The 9,676-nt window shown below is 64.8% G+C and carries 7 protein-coding genes; 5 read left to right on the top strand and 2 right to left on the bottom strand.

What is annotated here, in order from left to right; all coding sequences use genetic code 11:
• Positions 1-34 precede the first annotated feature (34 nt).
• Positions 35-1,057 carry an NAD(P)H-dependent glycerol-3-phosphate dehydrogenase gene (locus BZL41_RS07265; protein WP_095598664.1) on the bottom strand — a complete coding sequence of 341 codons (1,023 nt, stop codon included), beginning with the start codon at positions 1,055-1,057 and terminating at the stop codon, positions 35-37.
• Between the two features lie 147 nt (positions 1,058-1,204).
• Between BZL41_RS07265 and BZL41_RS07270 the strand changes: the two genes are divergently transcribed.
• From BZL41_RS07270 to fabB, 5 genes are all read left to right on the top strand, one after another.
• Positions 1,205-3,316 carry a TonB-dependent receptor plug domain-containing protein gene (locus BZL41_RS07270; protein WP_371916494.1) on the top strand — a complete coding sequence of 704 codons (2,112 nt, stop codon included), beginning with the start codon at positions 1,205-1,207 and terminating at the stop codon, positions 3,314-3,316.
• A complete protein-coding gene (locus BZL41_RS07275; protein WP_256578094.1) occupies positions 3,317-4,243 on the top strand; it encodes an ABC transporter substrate-binding protein in 927 nt (308 codons plus the stop codon).
• Entirely contained in the window at positions 4,240-6,162 is a 1,923-nt protein-coding gene (locus BZL41_RS07280) for an ATP-binding protein (protein WP_095598666.1), read from the top strand. The genes BZL41_RS07275 and BZL41_RS07280 overlap by 4 nt, the downstream gene beginning before the upstream one ends.
• 190 nt (positions 6,163-6,352) lie before the next feature.
• Positions 6,353-6,868: a 3-hydroxyacyl-[acyl-carrier-protein] dehydratase FabA gene (gene fabA / locus BZL41_RS07285; protein ID WP_084333807.1), complete on the top strand. Its 516-nt coding sequence runs from the start codon at positions 6,353-6,355 to the stop codon at positions 6,866-6,868.
• Positions 6,869-6,879: 11 nt separating this feature from the next.
• Positions 6,880-8,097 carry a beta-ketoacyl-ACP synthase I gene (gene fabB / locus BZL41_RS07290; RefSeq protein ID WP_095598667.1) on the top strand — a complete coding sequence of 406 codons (1,218 nt, stop codon included), beginning with the start codon at positions 6,880-6,882 and terminating at the stop codon, positions 8,095-8,097.
• An 84-nt stretch (positions 8,098-8,181) separates the two neighbouring features.
• Here fabB and BZL41_RS07295 read toward each other — a convergent pair whose 3' ends face one another.
• Complete coding sequence (locus BZL41_RS07295) at positions 8,182-9,549, bottom strand: DUF1329 domain-containing protein (protein WP_095598668.1); 1,368 nt, start codon at positions 9,547-9,549, stop codon at positions 8,182-8,184.
• Positions 9,550-9,676 lie beyond the last annotated feature (127 nt).

The raw sequence follows: 9,676 nt of genomic DNA on the forward strand, positions 1-9,676 counted from the left end.
TCCTTATCCGTTCCAATCAAGTTAGGCTGCGCGGCTAGAAACCGCTGGTGGGAATGAAATCCACGTCCGTCTTCGGCTCGCCGCGCATCAGGGCCTCAATCACCTGGGCCAGGGTGCGCCCTTCGAAGAGAATGGCATGCAAGCCCGCGACCAGCGGCATGTAGACCTGCAGCTCCTCGGCCTTGGCCTTGAGCACCTTGAGCGTGTTGACCCCCTCAGCCACTTCGCCGAGCCGCGCCACCGCGTCTTCCAGGCTGAGCCCCTCGCCGAGGGCATAGCCGACCTGATAGTTGCGGCTCTTCGGTGAGGAACAGGTGACAATCAGGTCGCCGACCCCGGCCAGGCCGAGGAAGGTCATCGGGTTGGCGCCCAGCTTCACCGCGAAGCGGGTCATCTCGGCCAGCGCCCGGGTGATCAGCATGCTCTTGGTGTTCTCGCCCATACCCAGGGCCACGGCCATGCCGGAAATGATCGCGTAGACGTTCTTCAGGGCCCCGCCCAGTTCCACGCCGAAGCGGTCGCGGCTGGCATAGACGCGGAAGGTCCGGCCGTGCAGCACGGCCTGGACGCGCTGGCAGAGCTCTTCGTCTTCGCTGGCGACCACCGTGGCGGTCAGGGCATGCTCGGCGACCTCCTTGGCCAGGTTGGGCCCGGACAGCACGCCGATGCGCGCCAGCGGGGCGATTTCCTCGAGAATCTGGCTCATCAGCTTGAAGCTCTGCGCTTCGATGCCCTTGGTGGTGCTCACCAGCAGCTTGCCGGCCAATTGCGCCGCCAGCGGCTGCAGCACCTGGCGCAACGCACTGGACGGCAGGGCGACGAAGATCAGCTCGCAGGCGACCAGGGTGGCCGGCAGGTCGGTCACCGCCTCCACCGCCGGATGGATCTTCACGCCTTTCAGGTAACGGGGGTTCTCGCGGTTGCTGCGGATCGCCTCGGCCTGTTCCGGGTCGCGCATCCAGAGCAGGACACGCTGGCCGTTCTCGGCCAGCAGGTTGGCGATAGCGGTGCCGAAGCTGCCGCCGCCGAGAACCGCGATGGGTTGCTGTGCAGTCATAACGCATCCATGAGTGACCACCGGAGTGGCAGTAGCGGGCATTATACGGAGGCCCGAGCGACCGGCCAGTCGGGATTTTCCGACTGGCAAACGCGCCCGGCTCGGTTAACATGCCGCCATCCTGCCACCGCCATAAGACGCTTCGTCGTGCTGCCGAGCCTGCGCACTTCACTGCCGATCACCTTCCTCGCCCTGCTCACTGGCGGTCATACGCTGGCCGACGACCTGTTCCTGGACGATCCCGCCCTGCCGCAGGTGCTCACCGCCACCCGTCTGAAACAGGCGGCGGCCGCGGTTCCAGGCAGCATGACCGTACTCGACCGCCAGTTGATCGACGCCTCCGGGGCGCGCGATATCCCCGAACTGCTGCGCCTGGTTCCGGGCATGCTGGTTGGCTATCGCAACGGCAACCAGGCGACGGTGAACTACCACGGCACCAACGCCACCGAGGCCCGCCGCCTGCAAGTGCTGGTCGATGGCCGCTCGCAGTACCGACCCGGTCTGGCCACCGTCGACTGGAGCGACATTCCGGTGGCCATCGAGGACATCGAGCGGATCGAAGTCTTCCGCGGGCCGAACACCGTGAGCTATGGCGCCAATGCGCTGATGGGAGTGATCAATATCATCACCCGCGCGCCGGCCGACAGCGACGGCACCCGGCTCAAGTACACCCAGGGCCAGCGCGACATCCGCGACTGGTACGCCAGCCAGGGGTTCGGCCAGGGCGGTCACGATCTGCGCCTGTCGCTGTCCGGCCAGCAGGACGATGGCTTCGACCATGACGAGATTGGCCAGGACTACCGCGACGGCCGCCGCCTGAGCCGTTTCAACCTGTCCGCCAGCCATGCGCTGGCCACCGACCAGACCCTCGATTGGCAACTGGCCGCGAAGGAAGGCAGCAAGCAGCGGCCCAACTCCTACCGTCCGGTGTTTGCCGGCATCCCTAACGGGAGCGACAACGCCGACATCGAAGCCCGGGACTATGCCGCGTCGCTACGCTGGACCTTCGATGCCAGCCCCGACCACAGCCTGTACGTCCAGGGCTATGCGCAGCAATGGGAACGCCTGCAGGAATGGCGCCCCTGCGAAGCGACCATCGCCTTCAGCCCTCAACTGGGCGCGCTCTGGCAGATCGATCCCGGCTACGTCGAAGCCCTGACCGCCAACATCCGCCGAGGCGTGTTCAGTCCGCCGTCCGGCACCGCCCAGCAGCAGGGCCTGGCAACGCAGGTATTGCAGCAACTCGCCGGGCCGGGCCAGCAGCCGGTTTGCGGCTACATCGACCAAAACACCCGGGAAACCCGCTACGACCTGGAGCTGCAGGACACCTTGAGCCTGTCCGATCGTCTGCGCCTGGTCAGCGGCGTGAACTACCGCTACGACCGAGCGGTCTCAGAAACCTACCTTGGCGGTCGGATAAATAACGAGGTGTGGCGACTGTTCGGCCACCTGGAATGGCGAATGAGTGAGCACTGGTTGTTGCAGGGAGGCGCCATGCTGGAAAGCGATCAGCTTTCGGGCAGCTCGCTGAGCCCGCGATTGGCTGCCAACTACCTGATCACGCCGCGCCACGGGCTGCGCGCTGTCTATTCGGAAGCAGTGCGTTCCCCGGATATGTTCGAAGACAACGCCGACTGGAGCTACCGGCTGCAATCCCCCTCCCGGCCGCTGCAGAACGACCGCTACTTCGCCCGCGCCCAGGGCTCGGGAACCCTGGACAGGGAAATCATGCGCTCCCGCGAGCTGGGCTATAACGGCCAGTTCGAAACCCCGGACCTGAACGTCGATATCAAGTTGTTCCACGACGAAATCACCCGGATGATCAGCGAGCCCCTGCGCCTGGTGGACTTCACGCCGAGCAACGGCAACCGCATCAGCTTCGATGGCGCGGAAACCCAGCTGGATTGGCGCCTGGGCCGGCAGGATCGCCTGCGCCTGACCTACGCCTACATCGAATTCGACGCCAGTCACCGCCTCGACCAGCGCCTCACTCCCCGCCACAGCGGCTCGGCCGGCTGGTTGCGCGACTGGGGCCGGGGCTGGTCCAGCGCCCTCTTCTACTACGGTGCCGACCAGCTCAACGAGTACCGTTTCGAGCGTGTCGACCTGCGTGTCGCCAAGCGCCTTGCGCTCGGCCGTGCGGACCTGGAACTGTCCGGTGTCCTGCAGCAGCGTCTCGATGACGAGCCCCTGACCTGGCGCGAGAACCGCTACGCAGATCGACACCTGCTCTATTTCAGTGCGGAGTTGGCCTTCTAGATGCGCCACTCCGCCTCACGGACGAGCCGGCGAAACGCCCCTTGGTCCACCAGCCTGCTCCTGCTCTGCTGTCTTCTCGCCAGCCTGCCGACATGGGCTGCCGAACTGTTGCTGAGTGCCGAAGACAGTCCGGCCGTGCGTGGCTTCGTCAACCAACTGGCCGAACGCCGTCCGCAGGATGAGGTGCGTTTCCTGCCGCTGGACCAATTGCCGCCACCTGACCGCCTGCCCGCTGACAGCCGTCTGATCCTGCTCGGCGAGAAGGCCCTGGAATGGCGCCTTTCCTCCCCCTCGGGTCCGCCGACTCTGGCGCTGCGGATCAGCCGCATCCAGGCCCGCCGGTTGCTCGGCGAGAAGCGCCCGGATGGCGTCACCCTGCTCTGGAGCGATCCTCAACCGGCACGTCAGTTGCGCCTGGCCCGCCTGCTTTTTCCCCGCGCCCAACGCATCGGTGTGCTCTACGACAAGCACAGCGCCTTCCTGCTCGAGGAGCTGCGCCATGCCGCCGCCGCCCAGGGCCTGACGGTGGTCGGCCAGCCCTGGCCGGATCAGGGCGACAGTCGCCCGCTGCTGTCCCTGCTCGGCGACAGCGATCTTCTACTCGGCCTGGACGATCAGGATCTTTACAATGCGAGGACCGCGAAGAGTCTGCTGCTCACCAGCTACACCCAGCAACGCGCCCTGCTCGGCCCCAGCGCCAGCTTCGTCAGGGCCGGCAGCCTGGCCAGCAGCTATAGCGACCAGGCCGATTGGCTGGCGACGCTCGACGAGCTGCTCGACCAGCCGCCCGGGCACTGGCCAAGGGCCGCCTATCCGGCCTATTACAAAGTGATGGGGAACCGGCAAGTGGCCCGTGCGCTCGGCATGGAGCTGGCCAGCGATAGCGAATTGGAGCGGCAATTGGTTGCAGGGGAGAAAACTCAGTGATCCCGTTCAAAGGATGGGACATCCATGCCCGAACCCAGCTGATCAGTGTGGGCCCCGCCCTGCTGCTGACGCTGCTGCTCACCGCGTTCTTCACCTTCGCCCGGCTGCAGGACCTCCGCCAGGAGCTGGACCACACCGGCCAGTTGATCGCCAATCAGTTGGCTCCCGCGGCCGAATACGGTGTGATCGCCGGCAACCTGCCGGTCCTGCGCAGCCTGCTCCAAGCCACATTGGACACGCCTCATGTGCGTTTCCTGGAAGTCCGCGACCGCGAAGACAACATCCTGGTGTACGTGGAGCGCCCCAGCGACCAGGGCCAGAGCACGCCCCAGGTGAAGGTGTTCCATGCGCCGATCCGCCTGCAACGGGTCGACCTCCAGGGTGACGAGCTGTTCGACAGCGAGCCCGCCGGCAATCCGGATCAGGACATTCTGGGGCGGGTCGTGGTGGGCATGTCCGGCGACGCCTTCACCAGCCAGCAGCAGGTCATCCTGCTGAAGGCCGCTGGCCTCGCACTGCTGGCCCTGATGCTTGCCTTTTTCCTTGCCCGCCGCCTGGCCCTGCGCCTGTCGGAGCCGATCAGCGCCATGGGCAAGGCGGTGGAAGCCATTCAGGCCGGCGATTACCGGGCGGCCCTACCGGAAGTCGACGACGGCGAGCTGGGGGAGCTGGCGCGACACATCAATCGCCTCGCCAATGGCCTGGAAAAGGCCAGCCAGGAGCAGCAGCAATCCATCGAGCAACTGGTCAAGGCGCGGGAAGAAGCCGAGCAGGCAAACCGGGCGAAGTCCGACTTCCTGGCGATGATGAGCCATGAACTGCGCACGCCGATGAACGGCGTACTGGGCATGCTGCAACTGCTCGAAACCACCGAAATGAACCAGGAGCAGGCTGAATACGCGGCACTGGCGACCGAATCCACCGAGCACCTGCTCAAAGTCATCAACGACATCCTCGACTTCTCCCGTATCGAGCGCGGCGCGCTGGAGCTGGAGCGGATTCCGTTCAACCTCCTCGAGCTCATCCAGGGCTCGGTGCTGGTGTTCCAGCACAGCGCCCAGCAGCGCGGCCTGGACCTGCGCATCGAAACCCAGCCCGGCCTGGAGGACATGGAGGTACAGGGCGATCCCACCCGGCTCCGCCAGATCCTGGTCAATCTGATCGGCAATGCCTTGAAATTCACCGAAGAAGGCAGCATCCGCGTGGAAATCCGCTGGCAGGCGCTGGATACCGAGGTGCTCTGGTTCACCTGCGCGGTACGCGACAGCGGCATCGGCATCCCAACGGAACGCCTGGAGCACATGTTCGACGCCTTCCAACAGGCCGACAGCTCGATTTCCCGCCGCTACGGCGGTACCGGGCTCGGCCTGCCCATCGCCCGCACCCTGGCCGAGCGGATGGGCGGCACTCTCAGCGCCGAAAGCGAGGAAGGCCGCGGCTCCGTATTCACCCTGGAAATCCCGCTGCCGTTCCGTCTGTGCGAAGCCCAACCCACCCGCTTGCCGCAGCAGGCCGGCGGTTCCGGAGGCGGCCAGGACGTGTTGCTGGTGGAAGACAATCCAGTCAACCAGACCGTGATCGAAGCCATGCTACGCAGCCTTGGCTACAGCGTCAGCTTGGTCGGTGATGGCGCCCAGGCGGTCCGGCGCGTCGAGAACCAGGCATTCGACGCGATCCTCATGGACTGCCGCCTGCCGGTGCTCGACGGCTATGAAGCGACCCGACAGATTCGCCGGCTGGACGGCGGCGCGAGGGTTCCCATCATTGCCCTGACCGCCAACGCCCTGCAGGGCGACCGGGAAATCTGTCTCGCCGCCGGAATGAACGATTACCTGGCCAAGCCGTTCAAACGAGCGGATCTGCAACAAGTGCTGCAGCGCTGGTTGTCACCCCGACCTTCGGCGAGTGGCCAACAGTGATAAAGTGCTTCAGGCTTGACCGCCTCCGGGAGCGGCGTTGCGTTGGCCGTACCGCCCCGAGTGAACACTTGTACTCGGCGCGCTGTGACTTTCACCACAACGCAACAGTCTATGACTAGGCTGCCGGCTAACCTTCCGCAGCCAGGACGATTCGCCCAGCCCTTCTCACGGGGACCATTGAGGAGCTCGCATGACCAAACAACACGCTTTCACTCGGGAAGACCTGCTGCGCTGCAGTCGCGGCGAGCTGTTCGGTCCGGGTAATGCGCAACTGCCCGCCCCCAACATGCTGATGGTCGATCGCATCATCCATATCAGCGAAACCGGCGGCAAATTCGGCAAGGGTGAATTGGTCGCCGAGCTGGATATCCATCCCGATCTCTGGTTCTTCGCCTGCCATTTCGAAGGCGATCCGGTGATGCCCGGCTGCCTCGGCCTCGACGCCATGTGGCAGTTGGTCGGCTTCTACCTTGGCTGGCAGGGCAATCCGGGCCGCGGCCGGGCCCTCGGCTCCGGCGAAGTGAAGTTCTTCGGCCAGGTACTGCCGACGGCGAAGAAAGTCACCTACAACATTCATATCAAGCGCACCATCAACCGCTCGCTGATTCTCGGCATCGCCGATGGCACCGTCAGCGTCGATGGACGCGAGATCTACAGCGCCGAAGGCTTGCGTGTCGGCCTGTTCACCTCTACCGACAGTTTCTGAAGGATTTTCCCATGCGTCGCGTCGTGATCACCGGTCTGGGCATCGTCTCCTGCCTGGGCAATGACAAAGACACCGTCTCCGCCAACCTGCGTGCCAGCCGCCCGGGCATCCGGTTCAACCCGGAATACGCCGAGATGGGCCTGCGCAGCCAGGTCTCCGGTTCGGTGAACCTGGACCTCGAAGCCCTGATCGACCGCAAGGTCTACCGTTTCATGGGTGACGCGGCCGCTTTCGCCTACTTGTCGATGGAGCAGGCGATCAAGGACGCCGGCCTCACCCCGGAAGAAATCTCCGATCCGCGCGTCGGCCTGGTCGCCGGCTCCGGTGGCGCCTCCACTTTCAACCAGATGGAAGCCTTGGACATCCTGCGCGAGAAAGGCGTCAAGCGCGTTGGCCCGTACCGCGTACCGCGCACCATGGGCAGCACCGTTTCCGCCTGCCTGGCCACGCCGTTCAAGATCAAGGGCGTCAACTACTCCATTTCCTCGGCTTGCGCCACCAGCGCCCATTGCATCGGCAACGCGATGGAACTGATCCAGATGGGCAAGCAGGACATGGTCTTCGCCGGCGGCGGTGAAGAAGAGCATTGGAGCCAGAGCTTCCTGTTCGATGCCATGGGTGCCCTCTCCACCCAGTACAACGAAACCCCGGAAAAGGCCTCCCGCGCCTATGATGCCAAGCGCGACGGCTTCGTCATCGCCGGCGGTGGCGGCATGGTGGTGGTGGAAGAACTGGAGCACGCGCTCAAGCGTGGCGCGAAGATCTACGCCGAGATCGTCGGCTACGGCGCCACATCCGATGGCTACGACATGGTCGCCCCGAGCGGCGAAGGCGCCATCCGCTGCATGCAGCAAGCCCTGGCCACCGTCAAGGACCCGATCGACTACCTGAACACCCACGGCACCTCCACTCCAGTGGGCGACGTCGCGGAAGCTGGCGCGGTACGTGCCGTGTTCGGCGACAAGGCGCCGATGATCAGCTCCACCAAGAGCCTCTCCGGCCACTCCCTCGGCGCCGCCGGCGTCCAGGAAGCTATCTACTGCCTGCTGATGATGGAAGGCGGTTTCGCCGCCGGCTCGGCCAACATCGAGGAAATCGACCCCGAGGTCGCCGACCTGCCGATTCTCCGCGAGACCCGCGACGCCACGCTGAACACCGTCATGAGCAACAGCTTCGGTTTCGGCGGTACCAACGCGACGCTGGTACTGAAGCGCTGGACCGGCCAGTAAGCTGCCGGAACGGCACTAGAAAGGGCACCGCGAGGTGCCCTTTTTCGTTGTGGCGGTGTTTCGATTCGCTTCTGCTACCGGCCGTCAACGCGTCGCCTTGCGCCGTAGAGCCGCCGGGCTGAATGCCGAATCGGGCGGTGGCGGCTGGCTGAAGTCCACCGTGCCGGGCTCTTCGTTGTCCAACCACTGCACGCCGTAGCGGCGTGCCTGCAGGTCGTGGAAGGTGTCCAGGGCGGTCCAGACGGTGGGCAGCTCGTAGAAGTTCTTCAGGTAAGCCATGGAGACCCGCCACAGCTCGTCGCGCCCGTCGTACTGGTCGATCACTGCGGCACTCCAACTGTCTTCGTCGAGGTACAGGGTACGCCGGGAGTAGATGTGCCGGGCGCCGGGCTTGAGCTTCCCTTCGACGACCCAGACACGATGCAGCTCATAGCGGGTGTAGGCGGGATTGATATGGCCGGGGGTCAGCAGCGCCTTGTACGACACTTCCGGGCTGGTGACTCGGTAGTTGTTGTAGGGAATGTAGATTTCCCGCTTGCCTTGCAGGGTCCAGTCGTAGCGGTCCGGCGCACCGTTGAACATGTCGGTGTCGTCGGCGGTGCGCAGCCCGTCGTTGGCATCGATGGGCGTGTCGTAGGCCAGTGTCGGAGCGCGCCGCACCCGGCGCTGCCCGGGGTTGTATCCCCACGCCTGACGCGGCTCCTTGACCTGATCGAGGGTTTCCTGGACCAGCGAACCATTGCCGGCCAAGCGCGCCGGTGCCGTGGTGAAAGACAGGTAGTAGAACAGCGTGTTGTTCAGCGTGGCATAGCTGCCGCGCGGGTCGTAGAAACGGAACAACGCTTCATCCTGGGAAATCACCAGCGAATAAGCCCCGTTGCGCTGCACCCCGACCTCCCCCGAGCGCCGCATGATATAGGTGCCCCGGTAACGGGCAATGTGGTTCCACAGCGCCTCCAGTCCGTTCTGCGGAATCGGGAATGGAATGCCGCCATAGGCATCGGCGAAACCGTTGCCGCCGTTGAGCAACTTGGCGCTGGTGGCATTGGCGAAGGTGTTGTCATAGACCCACTGCGGCGCCGAGGCCGAACGCCGGCTCGGGTAGACCGGCATACGGAACGTTTCCGGATAGGTCTTGAGCAAGGCAATCTGGCCCGCTGTCAGGTGCGCCTTGTGCTGCTCCAGGTTGCTCTTGTCGATGGTGAGCAGTGGCTGGTCGGCGGAAAACGGATCGGGGTGATGCTGACCCGACCCCTTGTACCCCGGCGGGGGCTGGGTAATGCCGCCCGCCCATTCGGGGATACGTCCATCAGCCGTACCGGCCCTTTCGCCCCCCAGGGGCGTCAGGTCGCTCTTCAGACGGGCAGCCTCTTCGGCGGAAACGGCAGCAAGCGCCACCGGCGAGAACAGGCCCAGGGACAGGATGGCGAACAGGGAAATCGTCTTCGGCATACGGCGGTTCTCCATGGCTGCAAGATCAGAGTAAACATCCACGTTCGTAGAACGTGGACTTGCTTTTGGCCCCCTAGAAGGGGGCACGGCCAGCCCTCAAAGAAGGCTGGCCGTCCATATCACGCTA

This window comes from Pseudomonas sp. PIC25, assembly GCF_002286785.1.
Classification (GTDB): Bacteria; Pseudomonadota; Gammaproteobacteria; order Pseudomonadales; family Pseudomonadaceae; genus Pseudomonas_M.